The sequence below is a fragment of the Mesorhizobium sp. RIZ17 genome (genome assembly GCF_051127865.1).
Lineage (GTDB): Bacteria > Pseudomonadota > Alphaproteobacteria > Rhizobiales > Rhizobiaceae > Mesorhizobium > Mesorhizobium humile.
Genome location: NZ_CP147861.1, coordinates 6,308,889 through 6,329,316 on the forward strand (window position 1 = coordinate 6,308,889; position 20,428 = coordinate 6,329,316).

The window sequence follows — 20,428 nt, forward strand, 5'->3', positions numbered from 1 at the left end:
ATTCAGTGAATGGTGAATTGTGAAAGGGTGAATGGCCAAAAGGAAAAAAGCCGGCGGCTCTATTCACCATTCACCATTCACCACCTAAGCTGCTTGTTTCGCCCTGCCCTTGGCACCCTTCGACATCGCTTGCGATGCCGCGAGGATGGCCTTGACGATGTTGTGGTAGCCCGTGCAGCGGCAGATATTGCCTTCGAGCTCGGTGCGCACCGTCGCCTCGTCGAGCCCCTCGGGATGGCGCGCGATCATGTCGGTCGCCGTCATGATCATGCCCGGCGTGCAGAAGCCGCATTGCAGCCCGTGATGCTCCTTGAACGCGGCCTGCACCGGATGCAGCTCGGCGCCGTCGGCGAGCCCCTCGATGGTGACGATGGTCGAGCCCGAGGCCTGCACGGCCAACATCGAGCAGGACTTCACCGCCCGGCCGTCGACATGCACGACGCAGGCGCCGCATTGCGATGTATCGCAACCGACATGCGTGCCGGTGAGTCCGAGATGTTCTCTGAGGAAATGCACCAGAAGCGTTCGGTCCTCGGCGTTCCCGCTGACCCGCCTCCCATTCACAGTCAACGACACGTCCGACATGCAACCTCCCTGGGTATCAACCTTGGTCATTGCCGAATGCCGCGCTTGTGCTTCGGCAGTGCGTTATTCGCGCACCGTACAACGGGCAAAACAGCCCTGCCAGCGGCGGTTCCATTGTACTTTCGATCATGGCAAAAGCTATGCGCAGCGCAGCAACCGGCCCCATTGCCAAATCGGGGATTGAAGGCAAAGATGCCTGCGACGCGAGGCGTGCCTGACACGCATAAGAAAAGACACGCATAAAAATCAGCGTTGGAGGAATTGCGGAGAAGGCAGCTGGCCAGTTCTAGCACACGCTATGCATCGGGCCTTTCGGCGCTCACCACGGATGAGCCCGACCCGAATGCCTTTGCCCGGGCGGTCGCGGTCGAAGCGGCGGCCGTCGACGCCGGCTTCGCGCTTCTGTTCTTCTCCCAAAGCCTGGTCGACGCGGCGGCGCTTGCGCAAGCGCTGAAGGTCCATGCGCCATCGCTCGCCTATGCCGGCTGCTCGACCGCCGGCGAAATCACGCCGCAGGGACTGGAGGAAGGGCATATCCTTGCCCTGCTCTTGCCGTCGGCGTCGTTTTCGATCGTCTCCACCATGGTCGAGAACCTCTCCTCATCCGGCATGGACGGGATCACCGGTGAGGTCGTGGCGCTGCGGCGGCTGCTGAGCGGGCGCGCCGGCCAGGAGCGGGCGAAGAGCGTCTTCGCCCTCTGCTTCATCGACGGGCTTTCCTATGCCGAGGAAGCGGTGACCTCGGCCATCCACTGGGGGTTGGATGACATTCCGCTGATCGGCGGCTCGGCGGGCGACGACCTGAAATTCGAGACGACCAGCCTGATCTCGAACGGCAAGGTCACTTCCGACAGCGCCATCATCGTGCTGGTCGCGACCGAGATCCCTTTCCACGTCTTCAAGACCGACAATTTCATTCCGACCGACGAGAAGCTGGTGGTGACGGCGTCGGACCCGGATCATCGTGTCGTGCGCGAATTCAACGCCACCAACGCCGCGGAGGAATACGCGGCCTCCGTCGGCATCCTGCCGCAGACGCTGACACCGCTGAGCTTTGCCTCGCACCCCGTCGTGGTGAAGGTCGGCGGCGAATATTACTGCCGCTCTATCCAGCGCATGCATCCCGACGGCTCGCTGTCCTTCTTCTGCGCCATCGACGACGGCGTGGTGCTGTCCATCGCCCAGCCCAAGAACATGGTGGAAGCGACGCGTAGCGCTCTCCAGGATGTCGAGCATCGGCTCGGCGGCATCGACATGATCCTCGGCTTCGACTGCGTGCTGCGTCGGCTCGACGCCCACAACCGACAGGTCTTCCGCGATATTTCCGAGCTCTATCGGACCAACAAGGTCATCGGCTTCGGCACCTATGGCGAGCAGTATCGCTCGATGCACCTCAACCAGACCTTTACCGGCATCGCCTTCGGCGAGCGCCAGGCGGCCGAGTGAGCCGGATGCCGCTGCGCGACATCAACGACCTCGAACGGCTGAAGAAGATCAACGCGGCGCTGGTCAGCCGCGTCGAGCGGTCGATGGACCAGCAGGGCAACGCCTTCTCGCTGTTTCAGACCGCCATTTCGCTGGAAAACCGGGTGCGCAACCGCACCGAGGAATTGCACTCCACGCTGCGCCGGCTAGAGCAGTCCAACATCGACCTCAGCGCGGCGAAGGAAAACGCCGAGCTGGCGAACCTCTCCAAGACCCGGTTCCTCGCCGCCGCCAGCCACGACGTGCTGCAGCCGCTCAACGCCGCGCATCTGTCGGTCTCGGCGCTGGCCGAGGTGCAGACCAGCGATGAAGGCAGAAAGCTGGTACGCCAGGTCGAGCGCTCGCTGGAGACGATGGAAGACCTTTTGCGCACGCTGCTCGACATATCCAAGCTCGACGCCGGCGTGGTGCAGCCCGAAATCGGCGACGTCAGCCTGGAGGCGCTGTTTTCCTCGCTGCGCTCCGACTTCTTGCCCGAGGCGGAAAAGAAAGGCCTGTCGCTGAAATTCCGGCCGGTCAACGTCGTCGTGCGCTCCGACCGCACGCTTTTGCGCCGCATCCTGCAGAACATCCTCTCCAACGCGCTGCGCTATACCCGCTCCGGCGGCGTTCTGGTCGGCACCAGGCATCGCGGCGACACCATCCGCATCGACGTCGCCGACACCGGCTGCGGCATTCCCGAGGACCAGCGCGAGGCGGTGTTCGAGGAGTTCCACCGAGGCACCGCGACGCTTACCGATACAGGGCTCGCCGGCGGGCTGGGTCTCGGCCTCGCCATCGTGCGCCGCATGGCGGCCGCCCTCGGCCACCCGGTCACCTTCTCCTCGAAGGTCGGGCGCGGCACCATCTTCCATATCGACGTGCCGGTCGGCATGGCCCCGGCCGAGCCGGCGATGGCCGCCGCCGACATGGAGCGACCGCGCGGCTACGGCCTGTTCGGCACCAAGGTGCTGCTGGTCGAAAACGACATGGACGTGCTCTCCGCCATGACGTCGCTGCTCGAGCGCTGGCAATGCCTGGTGCGCGCCGCCACCTCGACCGACGATGCGCTCGACCTGCTCGGCGACACAGCCTGGGTGCCCGACATCATCATCGCCGACCAGCATCTGGACGGCGGCGACCTCGGCACCGCGACGATCGCCGAGGTGCGCGACTATCTCGGCCGCCCGGTGCCGGCGCTGATCGTCACCGCCGACGGCTCCGAGCCCGTCGCCAAAGCCGCCCGCGCCGCCGGCATAGAGCTGATGCGCAAGCCGCTGAAGCCGGCGCAATTACGCGCGCTGCTGGCACATCTGCTGGCTTAGGACTGCCCCCTCAAAACCCCGCCTGATCCCTGAACAGCTCCGCATTGTCGAGCTTCGACACCTCGATCACCGCCTGCGTGCGGCTGTAGACGTTGAGCTTGCGCAGGATCTCCGAGACATGTGCCTTGACGGTGGTCTCGCCCACCTGCAGCTCGTAGGCGATCTGCTTGTTCAGCATGCCCTGGCGCAGCATCTGCAGGACCCTCAGCTGCTGCGGCGTCAGCCTCGCCAGCCGCTGCACCATGTCGGCGCGGTCGGTGCTGTCGGGATCGGGCGGCTGGCCTTCGTAATTTTCAGGCACATAGACCGCGCCGTCCATCACCGAGCGGATGGCGGCGGCGAGGTCGCTCTTGCGGGCCGATTTCGGGATGAAGCCGGCCGCGCCGTAGGACAGCGCCTCGGAGATGATCTTCGGCTCTTCATAGCCCGACACGATCACCACCGGCAGCCGCGGATAGCGGGTCCTCAGCTGCAACAGCCCCTCGAAGCCATGCACGTCAGGCATGCTCAAATCGAGCAGCGCGAGGTCGAACGGCTTTGCGTCGGCAAGAAGCTCGATCGCTTCCGAGATCGAACGTGCCTCGACGGTGTCGACGTCCGGATAGGCCATCTGCACGGCGCTGTGCAGTGCCTCGCGAAACAGCGGGTGGTCGTCGATGATCAGGAAGCGGGCGCGATCGCTGACGGAGGTCATTGCACAGGTTCAGTCATCGGTTCGGTTTCGGCCACCACAAGATAGTCCCCTGACCATGGTCAGATTATTGGCAAATAGTACACGCCGCCCAATGGTACAGCGCATTGTCACTGAAACGACAGGCCGATGTGCCGGGACGTCGAGTCTTGCCCGCCCGTCAAAATCGGCGGAAGGTGCTAACGATTCATGCCAACACAGAGAAAAACCATGCCAGAATTCGTCCTTCCGCCGCCGGCGATTGCCTCGGTTGCCGTCGCAGGCTCGGCGGAGCGGTTTGCCGTGCGCCGCATCTTCTGCGTTGGCCGCAATTACGCGGCGCATGCGCGCGAGCTCGGCAATGACGAGCGCGACCCGCCCTTCTTCTTCACCAAGCCCGCCGACGCGGTGGTCGACAGCGGCGCCGAGATCCCCTACCCGCCGCTGACCGCGAACCTGCACCACGAGATCGAGTTGGTCGTCGCCATCGGCAAGGTCGGCTTCCGTATTCCGCGCGAAGACGCGCTTGCCCATGTCTGGGGCTACGGCGTCGGCGTCGACCTGACCCGCCGCGACCTGCAGGACCAGGCCAAGAAGGCCGCGCGCCCCTGGGACTGGTCTAAGGCGTTCGACCAATCCGCGCCCTGCGGTCCGCTGGTTCCGGCCGCGAAAACGGGACATCCGGAAAAAGGCCGCATCTGGCTTGCCGTCAACGGCGCGGTGAAGCAGGACGGCGACCTTGCCGAGTTGATCTGGCCGATCGCCGACATCGTCTCGATCTGCAGCGAGGCGGTCGAGCTTCAGCCCGGCGATCTGATCTTCACCGGCACGCCGGCCGGCGTCGGCGCGGTCCAGGCGGGCGACAGGATCACCGGCGGCGTCGACGGCATCGGCGAGATCGCGGTGACCATCGGGCTGCCGAGGCGATGAGCGACCTCGTCCTTCACAATTACTACCGCTCCTCCACCTCCTACCGGGTGCGGATCGCGCTGGAGATGAAGGGGTTGGACTATACCTATGTGCCGCATCATCTGCGCCATGGCGAGCATCTCGAGCCCGCCTATCTCGCCGTCAACCCGCAAGGCCTGGTGCCGGCGCTGGTGCTGGATGCCGGCAGGTTGCTGACCCAGTCGCTGGCGATCATCGAATATCTCGACGAGATTGAGCCGGAGCCGCCGCTGCTGCCGAAGGATGCGCTGGGCCGCGCGCGTGTCCGCATGCTGGCGCAGATGATCGCCTGCGACATCCACCCCGTGAACAATCTGCGCGTGCTGACCTCGCTGCGCAGCTTGTTTGGCGCCGGCGACGAGGATGTCGTCAACTGGTTCCGGCATTGGGTGAACGAAGGTTTCCAGCCGCTTGAAAAGATTCTGACCTCCTCGCCCGAGACCGGCGCCTTCTGCCACGGCGACACGCCAGGTCTGGCAGACATCTGCCTCGCCGCGCAGGTCACCAACAACGCCCGCTTCGGTGTCGACATGGCGCCCTATCCGGTGATCGCGCGCATCAACGCCGCCTGCATGGCGCTACCGGCGTTCCAGAAGGCAGCACCGCAGAACCAGATCGATGCCGAATAGCCCGACTTAACGGCCCACCCTTGGTGCCAGCACCCGGAATGCAAGCGTGGCAGAATCGATTTCCGGTCAACCGGCGGTGGAATCGGCTATCGTCACTTCAAAATACGCAATTGTGGGAGTTGCCGATGAAAGCCGTCGTCTTCGAGAAATTCGGTCAGGCGCCGACGATCCAGACCGTTCCCGACCCGAAGCCGGCCGCCGACGGCGTGGTCATCAAGGTCGAGGCTACAGGTCTTTGCCGCAGCGACTGGCATGGTTGGATGGGCCATGACGACGGCATCACGCTGCCGCACGTCCCCGGACACGAGCTGGCGGGCGTCGTCGTCGCTGCCGGCAAGCAAGTCAGCCGCTGGAAGGCCGGCGACCGCGTCACCGTTCCCTTCGCCGTCGGCTGCGGCCGCTGCTTCGAATGCACCTCCGGCAACCATCAGGTTTGCGAGCACCAGACGCAGCCTGGTTTCACCGGCTGGGGTTCGTTCGCCGAATATGTCGGCATCGAGCATGCCGACACCAATCTCGTGCGCCTGCCGGACGCGATGGAATACGCCACCGCCGCCAGCCTCGGCTGCCGTTTCGTCACCTCTTTCCGCGCCATCGTCGACCAGGGCCGGGTGACGCCCGGCGAATGGGTGGCGGTGCATGGCTGCGGCGGCGTCGGCCTGTCGGCGATCATGATCGCCAGCGCCATGGGCGCCAATGTGATTGCCATAGACATTGCCGACGAGAAGCTGGAATTCGCCAAAAAGATCGGCGCGGTGGCGACGATCAACGCCTCGACGACGACGAACGTGGTCAAGGCCGTCAAGCAGATCACCAATGGCGGCGCGCATATGTCGATGGACGCGCTGGGACACCCGACCACCTCCTTCAACTCGATCGCCAATCTGCGCCGGCGCGGCCGCCACGTTCAGGTCGGGCTGATGCTGGGCGAGCATGCCCGCCCGCAGGTGCCGATGGACAAGGTGATCGCCTTCGAGCTCGAAATCCTCGGCAGCCACGGCATGCAGGCCTACCGCTACACCGCGATGATGGAGATGATCCGCACCGGCAAGCTGAAACCGGAACTGCTGGTCGGCAAGAAGATCAGCCTCGAGGAGGCGCCCGCGGCCCTGATGGCGATGGGCGGTTTCGAGGGCATCGGGATTGGGGTGGTGACGAAGTTCCAGTAAGCGGTTAACACGCGAACTTCTTCGCCCCGAACACGCAGGCCACCACGCCGAGCGTGACGACCACCATCATCGGGCTTACCCGCTCGTGCAGCAGGCTCGCCGCCAGCGCCAGACCGAAGAAGGGTTGCAGCAACTGCAGCTGCCCGACAGCGGCGATGCCGCCTTGCGCCAGGCCGCGATACCAGAAGATGAAGCCGATCAGCATGCTGAACAGCGAGACATAAGCAAGGCCGATCCACGCGCCCGAGCCGACGCCGGCGAAGGATGGCGGCAGCGTCAGAAAGCTCAGCACCAGCATGACCGGCAGCGCCAGCGCCAGCGCCCAGCAGATCACCTGCCAGCCGCCGAGCCGGCGCGACAGCGCCGCACCCTCCGCGTAGCCCAGCCCGCAGACGATGATGGCGCCCAGCATCAAGCTGTCGCCGACCGGTGATGCGGAGACACCTTGCGACAGGGCAAAGCCCGCGACCAGCGCGCTGCCGATGCAGGAGAACAGCCAGAACGCCGGACGGGGACGGTCGCCGCCGCGCAGCACGCCGAAGATCGCGGTCGCCAGCGGCAGCAGGCCGACGAAGATGATGGAATGGGCGGTGGTGACGTGCTTGAGCGCCAGCGCGGTCAGCAAGGGAAAGCCGACGACCACGCCCAACGCCACGACCGTCAGCGATATGAGATCGCCGCGCCCGGGACGCTTCTCGCGGAACAGCAGCAGCATCGCAATCCCGAGCAGACCGGCGATCGCCGCCCTGGCCGCCGTCAGGAAGGTCGGATCGAAATCCATCACCGCCACTCGCGTCGCCGGCAGCGAGCCGCTGAAGATCAGCACCCCGATGAAGCCGCTGAGCCAGCCGTCGAAACTCTTTTCCATCATCTGCTCCGTTTACGCTTCCGTACCGGCGCAGGCCATGGTCTCGCCAGATACAATGGAGTACAATTCTGCAAAACTGTAATGGTAGGCGGGGAAGTACAGATGGACGCGAAAGACCCAAATGCCGGCGGCGCGACGCTTGTCGAAAGCGTGATGGCTACCATCCGCCATCGCATTGCGGCGCGCACGCTGACGCCCGGCGCCCGCCTGCCGTCGATCCGGGCGCTCGCTAGGTCCTTGCAGGTGTCGAAATCAACGGTGGTCGAAGCCTATGAGCGGCTTGCCGCGGAAGGCGCGATCCGTTCGCGGCCCGGCTCCGGTTTTTACGCCGCCGGCCAGCTCGCGCCGCTGTCGCTTGCCGAGATCGGTCCCAAGCTTGACCGCGCCGTCGATCCGCTCTGGGTGTCGCGGCAATCGCTCGAAGCGGGCGAGGAGATGTTGAAGCCCGGCTGCGGCTGGCTGCCCGCTTCCTGGATGCCGCAGGCCGCCTTGCGCCGGGCACTGCGCACCGCGGCCCGAGCGGACGACGTGGCGCTTGCCGATTACGGCACGCCGCTTGGCCTGCCGCCGCTTCGCCAGTTGCTGGCGCGGCGCATGGCCGAGCATGGCGTCGAGGTCTCGCCCGACCAGATCATGCTGACCGATTGCGGCACCCAAGCCATCGACCTTCTGTGCCGTTTCCTGATCGAGCCCGGCGACGCGGTGCTGGTCGACGACCCCTGCTATTTCAACTTCCATGCCCTGTTGCGCGCCCACCAGGCCAAGGTGGTCGGCGTTACTGTCACGCCTTCGGGTCCGGATATCGAGCTCTTCGCCGAGGCGCTCGCCGAGCACCGGCCGCGCCTCTACATCACCAATTCCGGCATCCACAATCCGACCGGCGCGATCCTGTCGCCGGTCACCGCGCATCGGCTGCTGAAGCTCGCCGACCAGGCGGACCTCACCATCGTCGAGGACGATATCTTCGCCGACTTCGAGCACAGCCCTGCCCCAAGGCTTGCGGCCTTCGACGGCCTGCAGCGCGTCGTCCAGATCGGCTCCTTCTCCAAGACGCTGTCGGCCTCGGTACGCTGCGGCTTTATTGCCGCGCCACCGGACTGGATGGAGGGCCTGACCGATCTCAAGATCGCCACGACGTTCGGCGGCACGCGGCTGTCCTCTGAACTTGTGCTGAGCCTTTTGAAGGACGGCAGTTACCGCAAGCATGTCGAGCAGTTGCGCACGCGCCTGTCGCGCGCCATGGCCGAGACCGCCGGCAGGCTGAAGGCGATGGGCATCGCGCCCTGGATCGATCAGCCCGCCGGCATGTTTCTCTGGTGCCGCCTGCCCAATGGCATCGACGCCGCCGATGTCGCCCGCCATGCGCTTTCGGACAATGTCGTGCTGGCGCCCGGCAACGCCTTCAGCCTGTCGCATACCGCCGGCCGCTTCATGCGCTTCAACGTCGCTCAGTGTGGGGACGAGCGTATTTTCACCGTCCTGGAAAGAGCGCTCACGGCATCGCGCCGCAAGGCGGCATAGGCTGGCGGTTCGTTACCAAGCGATCTTGCCCGAGTCGACGCTGGTCGCACCTTGCCTGCCGCGTCCGGCTAGGCCGGCAATTGACACGCCACCGTCGCGCAAGCATAGTATACAGACCTGTCTCACTACAGATGACACCATGACCGAACCGACCAAGATCGACAAGCGCCAGCACATCGTTGAAACCGCCTATGGGCTGTTCAAGCGGGTTGGCTTCCACGCCACGGGTATCGACCGCATCATCGCCGAAGCCGACGTGGCCAAGATGACCATGTACCGGCACTTTCCCAGCAAGGACGATTTGATGGTCGAGGTTCTGGCCTACCGTGCAGAGCGGTTCGAGCGCCAGCTCGACCGTCTCGCCGAACAGGCGGCCACGCCGGCGCAGAAGATAGACAGGATCTTCGACTGGTACGGCCACTGGTTCGAAAGCGCCGACTTCCACGGCTGCCTGTTCGCGCATGCCCTGGCGGAGTTCGGCGATCCGGCGCATCCGGTGTTCCAGGCCGCCGCCAGGCAGAAAGACGGCCTCAAGCAGCGCATGCGGCTGATCCTCGAAGAGACGATGCCCACCGACGACGCCAATAGCGCATCCGCTGCCCTGCTGATGCTGATCGAAGGCGCGACGCTGATGGCCCGGATGGGTCGGCCCGACACCGCCATTCGCGATGCCCGAAGGGCGGCAATGGCCATTCTCGCCACACGGGTGAGGCCGCAATGAGCGCGACAGTCATCGGCCTGGCGTTGTTCGCCGCGATCCTCCACGCCAGTTGGAATGCCTTTCTGCGAACCGGCAGCGACAGGCTCTGGACCGTTACCGTGATGAGCTTTTCGGCAACGGCCATCGCCATTCCGCTGGCGATCTTCAATCCCCTGCCGGCGGCGTCGGCCTGGCCCTATGTCATGCTCTCGGCCTGCCTTCAGGTCGGCTACAGCCTGTTTCTGGTGGCAGCCTACCGTTACGGAGAATTGGGACAGGTCTACCCGATCGTTCGCGGCTCAGTGCCGCTCCTTGTGGCGCTTGGCGGTTTCGTGCTGGCCGGCGAGCGCCTGAGCACCCATCAGACCCTTGGCGTCGTTCTTGCCGCGCTTGGCATCATGAGCCTTTCGCTTGGCAAAGGGCGCGCGGCAACGACATCAATCCTATATGCGCTGGCGACCGGCGCGATCATCGCCGCCTATGCGACGGTCGATGCAATCGGTGTCCGATCGGCGGGAAGCTCTGGCGCCTACACGGCTTGGGTGCTGCTGATCTACGGCGTGATGCTGCCGGTCACCTTCATCATCTGCCGCGGCAAGCTCACCGTTGACTTTCGTTCGCCCGACGCGCTGAAGGCGCTGGGCGGCGGGATTTTCGCCTTGGTTGCCTATGGCGCCGTGGTCGCGGCCTTCGCGCTCGGGCCGGCCGGTCCGATCACCGCCATCCGCGAGACGAGCGTTGTTTTCGCGGCGCTGATCGGACGGCTGTTCCTGGGAGAGACCCTGACGCCGAGGCGTGTCGCAGCTTGCGGCGTTGTCGCGCTAGGCGCGATCTGCCTTGGCTACAAAGGGTGAGTTGTTCCTAAGCCCCTGCCCGCTTGCGGCGTTCGTACATCATCACCAGCGTCTCAGCCGTCAGCGCCGGCTTCTGCTCGCCCTCGATCTCGACCGTGTTGGCCGCTTTCATCAGATACTGGCCGGGGCCGCGATCCTCCATGGAAAGCAGCGTGGTGCGCAGTCTGATGCGCGCGCCGACCCTCACCGGCGCCAGGAAGCGCACCTTGTCGAAGCCGTAGTTGAAGGCGGCCTGCGTGTTTTCCGGCACGATGCCCATCTCCAGCGCCAGCGCGCCGATGATCGACAAGGTCAGGTAGCCATGCGCGATCGTGGTGCGGAACGGGCTCTGCCGTTTCGCCCTTTCGGGATCGACATGGATCCACTGATGGTCGCCCGTGCATTCGGCGAACTGGTCGATGCGCTGCTGGTCGATCGTCGTCCAGTCGGACACGCCGAGCTCCTGCCCGGACATCGTGCGCAACTGTTCGAAGGTCGGCGGCGTCCTCGGCCGTGCTTCCGTCATTCCGGCTTTCCCATTACTCTTGCCTGTCTCCCGACCATGAAGCGGCGGCCTCTGTCAATTCGCCGCGCCGCGATTTTCGCCGGTAGAGTTGATGCTTTACGGCAAGCCGAAAACGTTCGGGCGCTTGGGCCGGTTGCATCGAATGTCAACCGATGATCGGTCCGAAGCGCCGGACAGCCTATTTCTTTTCGTAGCCGGCGCGGATCTCCGCCATCGCATCCCTGATCCGGTCGCGCAGGATCTCGACCGATTCGGTGCTGGATTTGCGCACGAGGTCAGCCACTTCGCTGGCATTCTTCAGCGTGGTCTCGAACGACCTGCGGGCAAACTCGGCCTGCTTGGTCATCAGTTCCTGCGGATTGCCGGGCGTCTGGTAGTTCTGCGCCATCCGCGTGACCTCGTGCATGGCATTCTGCACCATCTCATGCTGCCTCGCCAGCACCGAGGATGCCCCTGCCGCACCCGCCCTCGCCGACTTTTCCAGGGCTTCGAGGTTCTTGCGATGGTGGTCGAGGATCGACTGGACATCGACATTCGGCAGCTTGAGGTCGCGGCCGAACCTGCTGAACATGTCGAGGAACGAGTCGGATTCCGGTTGTTTTGCCATGCCCTGCCTCCCGATTTGCCGCCTTTGCGGCGTGCCAGAAGGAGAATAGTCCCAGTTGGGCCGGCGTCAATTGACTAGAAACAGCCGCTCCGCCGTATAGAGCGCCAGGCCGGCAAGCCCGCCGATGATCATGCCGTTGAAGCGGATATATTGCAGGTCCTTGCCGATGTTCGTCTCGATCAGCCGCGTCAGCTGCGCCAGGTCCCAGCGCTTGACCTGGTCGGCGATGAATTTCGACACGCCGCTCTTCTGGCTTTCCACGAACGAAGACAGCGCCACGACAAAGCCCTGGTTCATGTCGGCCCTGATTTGCGCGTCGTCGGCCAACTGCCTGCCGACCTCGACAAACATGTTGGCGAGGTGCTCGCGGATCGTCGAATTCGGCGCATTGACGTCCTGCTCGATGAACAGGCGCAGGCTCGTCCAGGCGTCGCCGGCCAGCGCCCTCACCTCCGGGCGGCCGAGAAAATCGCGCTTCAGCTTCTCGGCGCGCCTCGCATATTGCTTCGAGGTCCTGAGCCGCTCGATGAAGCCGAGCGCGAAGCGGTCGAATTCGGCGCGCATCGGATGATCGGGATCTGCCCTGACCTCATCGAGCAGCGAACCCGCCGAAGCGACGATCTTCTTCAACAGATAGGCATCGGCGCGGAACAGGTTGAACAGCGACGGCAATTCCTCGCGGATCTTTTCGCGCATCGTCGCCAGCGCCTGCTCGTCGTTGAGGAAACGCCCGACGACCCGGGTGAACTCGTCGAACAGCTTTTGGTGGCGGCGATCGTCGGTCAGCGCCGACAAGAGATCCGCCGCGAGCGGCGCCAGCGGCACCTTTTCGATCTGCTCCAGCATGCGGCTGGTGACGAAGTCGCGCAGGCCGGATTGCTCCACCGCCGTCAATGTCTGTGGCACCAGCCGCGCGACGAATCGCGACAGGCCGGCGGCGCGCTCGGCATCGCCTAGCCAGTCGGCGACCAGAGCGGCGAAGTCGACCTCGGCGAGCTTTTCGCGCACCGGCTCCGGCGCCAGGAAATTGGCCTCGATGAAGCGGCCGAGATTGTCGGCGATGCGGTGCTGGTTCTCCGGAATGATGGCCGTGTGCGGAATCGGCAGCCCCAGCGGCCGCCTGAACAGCGCCACCACGGCATACCAGTCGGCGATGCCGCCGATGGTCGCCGCCTCGGCGAAGGCGGCGATGAAGCCGAGCCACGGATAGGTGGCCTGGAAGGACTTGGCGAGCGCGAAGACGAGGATGCAGAGCGCGAGCGCTGCGGCGGCGATGAACTTGGTCCGTCGCAAGGCCGTGAGCTTCGCCTTGGCATCGGCGTCGAATCGAACCGGCGCGAGGGCCGGAGCTGACTGTGACATGGAAAGGCCGTTTCCTGTTTGCACCCGCATCTATCTAGTGGCCGCGCCGCCAAAACGCTCGTTCGAAGCGCCGGAGCCATACCGCGCCGCGATTCGCGCCGGCACGCACAGAAAGTTGACACGATTATTCAGCTATGTACCGGTCCAGTCTGGAATTGTTCCAAACTATGGGCCATATTCGGCCCAAGCTAATATTTCGCGAGGATACCATGCGGCTCACGCGCCAGACCAACTATGCGATGCGCATCCTGATGTATTGCGCCGCAAATACCGACAGGCTGAGCCGCATCCCCGAGATCGCCGCCGCCTATTCGGTGTCGGAACTGTTCCTGTTCAAGATCCTGCAGCCGCTGGTCGAGGCCGGCCTTGTCGAAACCGTGCGCGGCCGCAATGGCGGCGTGCGGCTCGGCCGCGCGGCGGAGCAGATCAATCTGTTCGATGTCGTGCGCGTCACCGAAGAGAGCTTTGCCATGGCCGAGTGCTTTGAGAACGACGCCGCCGAATGCCCGCTGGTCGACAGCTGCGCCCTGAATTCGGCGCTGCGCGAGGCGCTCAACGCCTTCTTCGCCGTGCTTTCCCGCTATACGATCGCCGACCTAATCGCCGCGCGCCCGAACGTGCGCCACCTGCTCGGCATCGACCTTCTGGAGCAGCGCGCGCCGGCGGCCTAAGCAGCCGACTGCGGCAACACGAACGGCACGCTTCCGGCAGGCAGAGCCCCGACCTTCAAGCGGCAGTCGAACACTTTCTCGAGCAGTTCGTCATTGAGCACGTCCATTGGCGCACCGGCGGCGGCCAGCCGACCGCCATGCAGCACGAAAATCCGGTCGGCATACATGGCCGTCAGGTTGAGGTCGTGCAGGATCGCCACCACGCCGCCGCCGCGCCGGGCGAAGTCGCGCGCGATGTTCATGATGATCAACTGGTGCTTGACGTCGAGGCTGGAGACCGGCTCGTCGAGGAACAGATAGCGCGGCCGCCCTTCGAGCACCGGCGCCCACACCTGGCAGAGCACCCGGGCAAGCTGCACGCGCTGCTGCTCGCCCCCCGAAAGCTCCTGGTAGAAGCGGCCGGCAAAACCGTCGAGGTCGACACGCGCCAGCGCCCGCTCAGGCAAACGCGCATCCTCCCCGGGCAGCACGCCGGATCGACCGCCGATCAGGCCGAGGCGAACGATCTCGCGCACGGTGAACGGGAAGGACAGCGTCGCGGCCTGCGGCAGCACGGCGCGCAGCGTGGCTGCCTCGACCGGCTTCATCGCCGACAGATCGCGGCCGTTGATCGTGACGGTGCCGGTGTAGGCGAGCTCGCCGGTCAGCGCCTTGAGCAGGGTCGTCTTGCCGGACCCATTCGGTCCGACGATGGCCGAGACCTCGCCGGGCCGCGCCGCGAGGTCGACATGCGAGACGATGCGCCTGCCGCCGATCGCCACCGAGATGTCGCGCGCTTCGATCATGGCAAGCTCACAGATCAACGACGCCGCGCTTGCGCAGCAGGATCCACAGGAAGAACGGCGCGCCGGCGACCGCCGTGACGATGCCGATCGGCAGTTCGGCGGGCGCGACGATGGTGCGGGCAACCGCGTCGGCGAGCAGAAGCAGCGAGGCGCCGAGCAGGGCCGAGGCCGGCAGCAAATAGCGGTTGTCCGGTCCGATCGCCAGCCGCAGCACATGCGGCACGACGATGCCGATGAAGCCGATGCCGCCGCTGACCGCGACCGAAGCCCCGACCGCCGCCGACACCGCGACGATGGCCGTGTATTTCAGCCGCTGCACCGGAATGCCGAGATGACCCGCGGTTGCTTCGCCCAGCGCCAGCGCGTTGAGGCCGCGCGACAGGAACGGCATAGCGGCCAGCGCCAGCACGATCACCGCCCCCACGCTGCCGATCTTCGGCCAGGTCGCACCGGCAAGCGAGCCGAGCTGCCAGAAGGTCAGGTCGCGCAGCTGCCGGTCGTCGGCCATGAAGATGAGGATGCCCGTGAGCGCCATGGCAAGGGCGCTGATGGCGATGCCGGCAAGCAGCATCGTGGCGACCGATGTCCTGCCTTGGCGGGTGGCGATGGCATAGAGCAGCAGCGTCACCGCGAGCCCGCCGAAGAATGCCGCGAGCGGCAGCGCGAGCGTGCCGAGTAGAAGCGTGATGGGCGCAAGCCATGTGCTGCCGACTACGATGATCGCCACCGCGCCAAGGCTGGAGCCGGCGGAAACGCCGATCAGGCCGGGATCGGCAAGCGGATTGCGAAACAGCCCCTGCATCACCGCGCCGCAGACGGCGAGTGCGGCGCCGATCAGCATGCCGAGCAGCAGGCGCGGCATGCGGATGTCGTAGACGATCAACTGGTCGCGCGCGGCAAGCCCCGCATCGGCGGGCACGGCGCCGGTAAACCAGTCGCGGATGACGCGGACGGCCGACGCATCGGAAGCGCCCGACGTCAGCGACAGGAACACGCAGAGCGCGAGCGCCAGGCACAAGAGCGCGATGACGAACCTTGCGCGCGCCGAGCGGTCGCCATCGGCTGCCATCGCCCGGCCCGGCGCGCCTGCTATCGACTGCTCGGCCATGGCCACTCAGTCCGTGACCTGGTTGCCATAGAGCTCGACCGCAAGATCGTGGATGGCTTCGGCGGTGCGTGGGCCGAAGCCGAGCAGATAGCCGCCCGACATGCTGATCGTCTTGCGATCCGCGCCTGCCGGTGTCAAAGCGACGGCAGGGTTGGCAAACAATTCCTCTTCCGAGATCGGCGGGCCGCCGCCCTTCATGGTCAGGATGACGTCCGGCCTGGCGCTGACGATCGCCTCGTCGGTCATCCCTTTGTAGCCGGAAAAACCCTCGACGGCGTTGACCGCGCCGGTAAGCTTGATGATGCCGTCGGCAGCGGTGTCGCTGCCCGCGGCAAGGATCTTGCCACCCTGCGTCGACAGCACGAACAGCACGCGCTTGCGCTCCTTGATCGCAGCCGTCTGCTTTTCCGCCGCTGTCAGCTTCGCGTCCGTCTCCGCAGCCAGCTTCTCCGCCTTGGCCTCGACGCCCAGCGCTTTTCCGACGATGCGGATCTTTTCGAGGATGCCCTCATGATCGTAGTGGTCCGGCACCTCGATGAAAGGCACGCTCGACTTCTTCAGCACGTCGACCGCCTCTTTCGGGCCGCTGCCGTGCAGCGCCAGGATTCCGGTCGGATTGACCGACAGGACGCCCTCCGGCGACAGCGCGCGCATGTAGCCGACATCCGGCAGCTTCGCCGCCGCCTCGGGATAGGTGCTGGTCGAATCGCGGGCCACGAGACGGCCTTCCTCGCCGAGCGCATAGACGATCTCGGTGATCGAGCCGCCTATCGAGGCGATCCGCGAGGTGTCGGCAAAGACAGTCGTGCCTTCTTCCGCCTCGGCTGGCTGCATGGCGACAGCAAGCAGGACGCCAAACATCGGCGCAAGCGCCGCGCGGAAACTGAGAACAAAGCGCATTGGGTGCTACCTCATGCAGCGGTCGGATTGGGAATGCGGGGCAGGTTCTCGGCCAGGAAGCGCCAGTCTTCCCGCTCGCCTTCGCCTTCATGGCGCTTGCCGAAGAACTGGATGATCATGCCGCCATTGACGTCATAGGCTTCCAGCGAGGTGACATGGCCGTCCTTGGTCGGCTTGCGCACCGCCCAAACCTCGTGGATGTTGTCGGTCCTCAGATGCAGGTGGAAGGTCTCGTCCAGCACGTTGATCCACGGCCCCATCGGCTTGACCGATCTGATCGGCCCGGAATGGATCTGGATGCAGCCGCGGTTGCCGACGAAGCACATGATCGGCATCTCGCCTGCCGCCGCGTGGTGGAACAGGGCGCTCACCGCGTGATTGTCGAGCCGCCAGGCATAGTCCTGGCCCACCATGCGCACCGCCTCGCGGCGGCTGAGCTTCAGCGTCTTCAGCATGCCGAAGAACTGATGCACGTCGGTGAGCCCGCTCCAGCGGTCACGCAGATCGTCGATCGAGGCGACCGACCCCTGTGCCTCGCCCTCTCCTTCCGCCGCGCTTGGGAGGATCGCGACGGTCGGTTCCTGGTTCGGCGATTCGAGGCCCGCCACCAGTTTCTGATAGGCATAGAGATTGGATGCGGGCTTTAGATGCACCTTGTGCATCGCCTCGCCCGCCGCATCGAAGAACTGCAGGCTGCGGCGGATTTCGCCGCCGTCGCGCTTTTCGACCGCAAAGCCATGCGCCCAGACTTTCGGGAAGATGCGCAGGTCGATGTTCTCGCCAAGCACCATGGCGTTGTGGTTGCCGGTGACGACCTTGTCGTAGACGCCGATCTTTTCATGCACGGCGCTTTCGTTGCGGGTCAGCGCCATCACCTCGCCGACCGCCTCGAGGCCTGTCAGCAGATCGTTGACGCGCGGCTCGACGCGGACAGTGCCGACGCCGCAATGCGCCGCGACCAGCTCCGCTTCCGAAATGCCCAATTGCGCCGAGAGATCGCGCTCCCGCATTTTCGGATTGTCTTGCCTTGCCCGCCGGATTTCTTCCGGCGACGGCTTCACGCGCTGGTCCATGTCTTCCACTCGCAATGTCGTCCACCTGTATTGCCTGATGTCTGCTCGTCTACCGCCCGCCGGTTCCGATCACTTGTTGAGGATCAGCTTGCCCTGGCGGGTGATCTTGAGGCGGTAAAGCGCGCCGTGATGCTCGATGCCGATCTCGTGCTCGCCCTGGAACAGCGTGTTGCTGGAGAGCGTCCTCACGGCCAACGGCACCCTTTCGTAACGCATCTGCGTGTCCTCCGGGCGGCGGAAGCGATAGCGGAAATCGTTGGGGTTGTGCGTGTTCATCGGGTCGGTCCTTTCCTCTGACGGCCACCTCGGCCGCAGCCTCATAAAATGCCGATTAAATTCTTGACTAGAATAGTCATGTTTACTAGTCAGTGCATTACCGGACTAAATGAGTCAACATTTAAGACGCCGGACGTGATCAAAAATGCGAGCGAGCCACCGGCCAGCCAGCCACGAGCCTGAAAATCTGGAGTTGGGGCATGGGGTTGGTGACTTGGGGACGGACGGGCCTGGCGGGCGACAGCGCGGGCCCGGGCTTCCGATCGTTGGCGCGCGCAGTGGCGATATTGATGGCCGGTTCGGCGGCGATCGCGCTTGGCGCGCCCGCGGCCAAAGCGCAGCCGGCGGCCGATGAGCAGCAGGCCGATCAAAAGAAGAAGGCCGATGAAAAGGCCGCTGCCGAAGGAACCCTTCTCGACAAGATACTCGTCATCAGCCGCACCGGCGAAACGGCGATTCAGTCGCTGGCTTCCGCTAGCCATGTCGACCAGGAGCAGCTCGACCACCGCATGGCGACGACGCCCAACGAGATGCTGCTCGGCGTGCCCGGCGTCGCCGTGCAGGCCGACGCGCGCCGCGTCTCTTCCAGCATAAACATTCGCGGCCTCCAGGATTTCGGCCGCGTCGCGGTCATCGTCGACGGCGCCCGGCAGGATTTCCAGCGCTCGGACCACGGCACGCAATCGACCTTCTATGTCGATCCCGAGCTGATCAAGTCGGTCGACGTGATCCGCGGCCCGACCGCCAACACCTACGGTTCCGGCGCCATCGGCGGCGTCGTCTTCTTCGACACCAAGGACGCGGCCGATTTCCTGAAGCCGGAAGAGACCTGGACCGGCTCGCTGACCGGCCGCTATGAAAGCAACGGCAAGGGCTGGACCACCAGCGCCACCGGTGCCTACAAGATCAACGAGAGCTGGGACGTTCTCGGCAACATCGTCTACCGCGACTACGGCGACTACAAGAACGGCGGCGGCGACACCGTCGCCGGCACTGGCTTCGACGTGCTGAGCGGCCTGCTCAAGACCTCCATACGCCCGACCGACAACAGTGAGTTGAAGCTCGGTTGGGTCGGCTCCAGCGACAGCTGGACGGAAACCAGCGGCGGCGTGCCGGCCAACGACGTCGATCTGAAGTCGAACACCTTCACCGCCCGCTATAACATCACCGATGATGCCAGGAGCTGGCTCGACCTCCACATCAACGCTTCCTACAACAAGACCCTTCTCGACCTGACGACGCTTACCGTGCAGAACCGCTTCGATCCGGTCACCGGCCTGCCCGTGGTGCTGCCGGTGGGCTCAACCTCCACCTTCGATGTCGGCACGACCGGCATCGACATCTGGAACACGTCGCGCTTCGAGACGGCGGGCGTCGCGCACGAATTGACCTATGGCGGCGACTGGATCGGCGATGATGTCGAGACCGGCGGCACGGCCGGCGGCGACAGCTTCTACACGCCGTCGGGCAAGCGCAAGGTCTCCGGCGCCTACATCCAGGACAAGCTGACCTGGGAGTGGCTCGAGGTCATTGGCGGCCTGCGCTACGACAATTACAGCCTGAAGGACGACACGAACGAGACCTCCGGCGACCGGGTGTCGCCGCGCATCACCGTCGGCGTCTCGCCCTTCGAAAGCGCCGGCCTCGCCGGCCTGCAGTTCTACGGCACCTATGCGGAAGGCTATCGCTCGCCCTCGCTGACCGAGACCTTGATCAGCGGCAACCATCCGGCCGGCGTCAGCTTCCCGTTCCTGCCCAATCCGAACCTTGAGCCCGAGACCGGCAAGACCGTCGAGTTCGGCGTCAACTACAAGCAGAACGACATCATCGAGGGCGGCGACGCGCTGCGGCTCAAGGCTGCCTACTTCAACAACAATGTCGACGACTATATCGACCGCGTGACGCTCTCGCCCTTCGACCCGACCAGCAGCTGCCCGTTTGGCCCGGGCATTCCGATCTGCTTCCAGTACCAGAACTTCGCCAAGGCCAAGATCAACGGCTTCGAGCTGGAAAGCGTCTACGACGCCGGCTGGGGCTATGCCGGCCTGTCAGCCTCCATCATCAATGGCCATACCATCTCGTATGAGGGCGAGCGCGCCGACCTTGCCACCATCCCCTCCTCGCAGGTGACGGCCCAGCTCGGCCTGCGCTTCCTCGAGGACAAGCTGACCGTCGGCGGCGAGGTGCAGTACAACGGCAAGCCAAAGGGCAATCCGGTGGCCAAGGACTACACGCTGGTCAACGCCTTCGCCAGCTACCAGGCGACCGACAATCTCAAGCTCGATTTCCGCGCCGACAACCTGTTTGACGTCAAATACACCAACCCACTCAACGGAAGCACGACCGCCGTCCTCTACGAACCCGGCGTCACGCTGAAGCTCGCGGCAACCATGCGCTTTGGAGGCTGA

The 20,428-nt window shown here is 64.9% G+C and carries 21 protein-coding genes; 10 read left to right on the forward strand and 11 right to left on the reverse strand.

The features are described from left to right. Positions 1-84: 84 nt before the first annotated feature. Complete coding sequence (locus tag WDX12_RS30800) at positions 85-585, reverse strand: (2Fe-2S)-binding protein (protein WP_320295392.1); 501 nt, start codon at positions 583-585, stop codon at positions 85-87. Between the two features lie 261 nt (positions 586-846). On the opposite strand from WDX12_RS30800, the gene WDX12_RS30805 reads away from it, so the two are divergent. Next, the gene (locus WDX12_RS30805; protein ID WP_320295391.1) at positions 847-2,031 is read left to right on the forward strand and encodes an FIST signal transduction protein; all 1,185 of its coding nucleotides are present in this window, start codon (positions 847-849) and stop codon (positions 2,029-2,031) included. A 5-nt stretch (positions 2,032-2,036) separates the two neighbouring features. Then, positions 2,037-3,374: an ATP-binding response regulator gene (locus WDX12_RS30810; RefSeq protein ID WP_320295562.1), complete on the forward strand. Its 1,338-nt coding sequence runs from the start codon at positions 2,037-2,039 to the stop codon at positions 3,372-3,374. A gap of 10 nt (positions 3,375-3,384) precedes the next feature. On the opposite strand, the gene WDX12_RS30815 is transcribed toward WDX12_RS30810, so the two are convergent. Beyond that, positions 3,385-4,068, reverse strand: a complete 684-nt coding sequence (locus tag WDX12_RS30815) for a response regulator transcription factor (protein ID WP_320295388.1) — start codon at positions 4,066-4,068, stop codon at positions 3,385-3,387. Between the two features lie 207 nt (positions 4,069-4,275). Between WDX12_RS30815 and WDX12_RS30820 the strand changes: the two genes are divergently transcribed. The 3 genes from WDX12_RS30820 to WDX12_RS30830 all read left to right on the forward strand — a co-directional run bounded on the left by WDX12_RS30820 (position 4,276) and on the right by WDX12_RS30830 (position 6,790). Next, the gene (locus WDX12_RS30820; protein ID WP_434723153.1) at positions 4,276-4,974 is read left to right on the forward strand and encodes a fumarylacetoacetate hydrolase family protein; all 699 of its coding nucleotides are present in this window, start codon (positions 4,276-4,278) and stop codon (positions 4,972-4,974) included. Beyond that, entirely contained in the window at positions 4,971-5,621 is a 651-nt protein-coding gene (maiA, locus tag WDX12_RS30825) for a maleylacetoacetate isomerase (RefSeq protein ID WP_434723154.1), read from the forward strand. Before WDX12_RS30820 ends, maiA begins: the two co-directional genes overlap by 4 nt. A gap of 125 nt (positions 5,622-5,746) precedes the next feature. After that, entirely contained in the window at positions 5,747-6,790 is a 1,044-nt protein-coding gene (locus WDX12_RS30830) for a zinc-dependent alcohol dehydrogenase family protein (protein WP_434723155.1), read from the forward strand. A 4-nt stretch (positions 6,791-6,794) separates the two neighbouring features. On the opposite strand, the gene WDX12_RS30835 is transcribed toward WDX12_RS30830, so the two are convergent. Beyond that, positions 6,795-7,658: a DMT family transporter gene (locus WDX12_RS30835; RefSeq protein WP_434723156.1), complete on the reverse strand. Its 864-nt coding sequence runs from the start codon at positions 7,656-7,658 to the stop codon at positions 6,795-6,797. 102 nt (positions 7,659-7,760) lie between these two features. Here WDX12_RS30835 and WDX12_RS30840 point away from each other — a divergent pair, with 102 nt between their 5' ends. From WDX12_RS30840 to WDX12_RS30850, 3 genes are all read left to right on the forward strand, one after another. Beyond that, positions 7,761-9,179: a PLP-dependent aminotransferase family protein gene (locus WDX12_RS30840; RefSeq protein WP_434723157.1), complete on the forward strand. Its 1,419-nt coding sequence runs from the start codon at positions 7,761-7,763 to the stop codon at positions 9,177-9,179. Positions 9,180-9,318: 139 nt separating this feature from the next. Then, complete coding sequence (locus WDX12_RS30845) at positions 9,319-9,900, forward strand: TetR/AcrR family transcriptional regulator (RefSeq protein WP_434723158.1); 582 nt, start codon at positions 9,319-9,321, stop codon at positions 9,898-9,900. Further along, positions 9,897-10,733, forward strand: coding sequence for an EamA family transporter (locus WDX12_RS30850; RefSeq protein ID WP_434723159.1), 837 nt, complete (start codon positions 9,897-9,899; stop codon positions 10,731-10,733). The genes WDX12_RS30845 and WDX12_RS30850 overlap by 4 nt, the downstream gene beginning before the upstream one ends. A 7-nt stretch (positions 10,734-10,740) precedes the next feature. Here the strand turns inward: WDX12_RS30850 and WDX12_RS30855 are convergent, their stop codons facing one another. The 3 genes from WDX12_RS30855 to WDX12_RS30865 all read right to left on the reverse strand — a co-directional run bounded on the left by WDX12_RS30855 (position 10,741) and on the right by WDX12_RS30865 (position 13,207). Next, entirely contained in the window at positions 10,741-11,238 is a 498-nt protein-coding gene (locus tag WDX12_RS30855; RefSeq protein WP_434723160.1) for a MaoC family dehydratase, read from the reverse strand. A gap of 178 nt (positions 11,239-11,416) precedes the next feature. Next, entirely contained in the window at positions 11,417-11,845 is a 429-nt protein-coding gene (locus WDX12_RS30860; protein WP_434723161.1) for a phasin family protein, read from the reverse strand. Between the two features lie 66 nt (positions 11,846-11,911). Then, positions 11,912-13,207, reverse strand: coding sequence for a DUF445 domain-containing protein (locus WDX12_RS30865; RefSeq protein WP_434723162.1), 1,296 nt, complete (start codon positions 13,205-13,207; stop codon positions 11,912-11,914). Positions 13,208-13,416: 209 nt separating this feature from the next. Between WDX12_RS30865 and rirA the strand changes: the two genes are divergently transcribed. Then, positions 13,417-13,878, forward strand: a complete 462-nt coding sequence (gene rirA / locus WDX12_RS30870) for an iron-responsive transcriptional regulator RirA (RefSeq protein WP_434723163.1) — start codon at positions 13,417-13,419, stop codon at positions 13,876-13,878. Here rirA and WDX12_RS30875 read toward each other — a convergent pair. The 5 genes from WDX12_RS30875 to hemP form a co-directional block, all read right to left on the reverse strand. Further along, positions 13,875-14,663: a heme ABC transporter ATP-binding protein gene (locus WDX12_RS30875; protein WP_434723164.1), complete on the reverse strand. Its 789-nt coding sequence runs from the start codon at positions 14,661-14,663 to the stop codon at positions 13,875-13,877. The two genes, rirA and WDX12_RS30875, sit on opposite strands and share 4 nt — an antisense overlap. A 7-nt stretch (positions 14,664-14,670) precedes the next feature. Next, entirely contained in the window at positions 14,671-15,771 is a 1,101-nt protein-coding gene (locus WDX12_RS30880) for a FecCD family ABC transporter permease (protein ID WP_434723165.1), read from the reverse strand. 6 nt (positions 15,772-15,777) lie between these two features. Continuing rightward, complete coding sequence (locus tag WDX12_RS30885) at positions 15,778-16,671, reverse strand: heme/hemin ABC transporter substrate-binding protein (protein ID WP_434723166.1); 894 nt, start codon at positions 16,669-16,671, stop codon at positions 15,778-15,780. Between the two features lie 11 nt (positions 16,672-16,682). Further along, positions 16,683-17,744 (reverse strand): hemin-degrading factor, encoded by a 1,062-nt coding sequence (locus tag WDX12_RS30890; RefSeq protein WP_434723167.1) that lies wholly within the window; start codon positions 17,742-17,744, stop codon positions 16,683-16,685. Positions 17,745-17,813: 69 nt separating this feature from the next. Beyond that, positions 17,814-18,020, reverse strand: coding sequence for a hemin uptake protein HemP (hemP, locus tag WDX12_RS30895; RefSeq protein ID WP_320295371.1), 207 nt, complete (start codon positions 18,018-18,020; stop codon positions 17,814-17,816). A 200-nt stretch (positions 18,021-18,220) separates the two neighbouring features. Between hemP and WDX12_RS30900 the strand changes: the two genes are divergently transcribed. Beyond that, positions 18,221-20,428 carry a TonB-dependent hemoglobin/transferrin/lactoferrin family receptor gene (locus tag WDX12_RS30900; protein ID WP_434723168.1) on the forward strand — a complete coding sequence of 736 codons (2,208 nt, stop codon included), beginning with the start codon at positions 18,221-18,223 and terminating at the stop codon, positions 20,426-20,428.

Coding starts and splice junctions, on each gene's coding strand:
- WDX12_RS30800 (WP_320295392.1), bottom strand. CDS start 585: ATGTCGGACGTGTCGTTGACTGTGAATGGGAGGCGGGTCAGCGGGAAC.
- WDX12_RS30810 (WP_320295562.1), top strand. CDS start 2,037: ATGCCGCTGCGCGACATCAACGACCTCGAACGGCTGAAGAAGATCAAC.
- WDX12_RS30815 (WP_320295388.1), bottom strand. CDS start 4,068: ATGACCTCCGTCAGCGATCGCGCCCGCTTCCTGATCATCGACGACCAC.
- WDX12_RS30820 (WP_434723153.1), top strand. CDS start 4,276: ATGCCAGAATTCGTCCTTCCGCCGCCGGCGATTGCCTCGGTTGCCGTC.
- maiA (WP_434723154.1), top strand. CDS start 4,971: ATGAGCGACCTCGTCCTTCACAATTACTACCGCTCCTCCACCTCCTAC.
- WDX12_RS30830 (WP_434723155.1), top strand. CDS start 5,747: ATGAAAGCCGTCGTCTTCGAGAAATTCGGTCAGGCGCCGACGATCCAG.
- WDX12_RS30835 (WP_434723156.1), bottom strand. CDS start 7,658: ATGGAAAAGAGTTTCGACGGCTGGCTCAGCGGCTTCATCGGGGTGCTG.
- WDX12_RS30840 (WP_434723157.1), top strand. CDS start 7,761: ATGGACGCGAAAGACCCAAATGCCGGCGGCGCGACGCTTGTCGAAAGC.
- WDX12_RS30845 (WP_434723158.1), top strand. CDS start 9,319: ATGACCGAACCGACCAAGATCGACAAGCGCCAGCACATCGTTGAAACC.
- WDX12_RS30850 (WP_434723159.1), top strand. CDS start 9,897: ATGAGCGCGACAGTCATCGGCCTGGCGTTGTTCGCCGCGATCCTCCAC.
- WDX12_RS30855 (WP_434723160.1), bottom strand. CDS start 11,238: ATGACGGAAGCACGGCCGAGGACGCCGCCGACCTTCGAACAGTTGCGC.
- WDX12_RS30860 (WP_434723161.1), bottom strand. CDS start 11,845: ATGGCAAAACAACCGGAATCCGACTCGTTCCTCGACATGTTCAGCAGG.
- WDX12_RS30865 (WP_434723162.1), bottom strand. CDS start 13,207: ATGTCACAGTCAGCTCCGGCCCTCGCGCCGGTTCGATTCGACGCCGAT.
- rirA (WP_434723163.1), top strand. CDS start 13,417: ATGCGGCTCACGCGCCAGACCAACTATGCGATGCGCATCCTGATGTAT.
- WDX12_RS30875 (WP_434723164.1), bottom strand. CDS start 14,663: ATGATCGAAGCGCGCGACATCTCGGTGGCGATCGGCGGCAGGCGCATC.
- WDX12_RS30880 (WP_434723165.1), bottom strand. CDS start 15,771: ATGGCCGAGCAGTCGATAGCAGGCGCGCCGGGCCGGGCGATGGCAGCC.
- WDX12_RS30885 (WP_434723166.1), bottom strand. CDS start 16,671: ATGCGCTTTGTTCTCAGTTTCCGCGCGGCGCTTGCGCCGATGTTTGGC.
- WDX12_RS30890 (WP_434723167.1), bottom strand. CDS start 17,744: ATGGACCAGCGCGTGAAGCCGTCGCCGGAAGAAATCCGGCGGGCAAGG.
- hemP (WP_320295371.1), bottom strand. CDS start 18,020: ATGAACACGCACAACCCCAACGATTTCCGCTATCGCTTCCGCCGCCCG.
- WDX12_RS30900 (WP_434723168.1), top strand. CDS start 18,221: ATGGGGTTGGTGACTTGGGGACGGACGGGCCTGGCGGGCGACAGCGCG.